Source organism: Enterococcus raffinosus (genome assembly GCF_018917525.1).
Classification (GTDB): Bacteria; Bacillota; Bacilli; order Lactobacillales; family Enterococcaceae; genus Enterococcus_A; species Enterococcus_A raffinosus_A.
Genome location: NZ_JAHLOS010000108.1, coordinates 1 through 577 on the forward strand (window position 1 = coordinate 1; position 577 = coordinate 577).

At 36.4% G+C, this 577-nt stretch carries 1 protein-coding gene; it reads right to left on the bottom strand.

Translation table 11 applies throughout. The annotated features are described in order from the left end of the window. On the bottom strand, nt 1-577 hold a 577-nt coding region (locus tag KQI58_RS22510), incomplete at both ends, for a transposase (protein WP_216411153.1).

The following is a 577-nucleotide window of genomic DNA, read 5'->3' on the forward strand; positions in this document are numbered from 1 at the left end:
TCGTTTTATAAGCTTAAATTTGTTGTTATTACCTTCGACGAATCCAGAGCTTATACTATGGGATATCGCGTTTTTTATCGGGGCGATATCCCTTTTTATGCTCTGACAAAAAGAATCAATCGGAGAATCTTGATAGGCGTGAATAAAAATATCCAGGTCGTCTGGAGAATCCCCCATGATAATCGTATGGAACTCTCGGAAGATGGTCTCTGTCTCAGAAACAATGGGGTATTTTTCTTTGATAGCTGGTAAGTATTCTTCGATCTGATGCTCTTTTTTTGTTTTAGGATTCACGGTTAGTAGATAGTTTAAGAGCCGATTTCGTCTAATCATTCGCACATCTTCTGGATAAACTTGCCGAAATAATCGGTTACTATGCATAGATTTACGACCTAGAAAATTATTTTTACTGATGGTCTGAATATAACTCCAGACGGTCTTTTGATTCTTATCACACCCGCTGTATCGGAGATAAAAGTAAATAATGTCATCCGGGTGACCATCTTGCATCATTTTGAAAATAATATTTAAGTAATCATCCATAACTGTTTTTCGTTTTTTATAGTTTCTCGGCTGA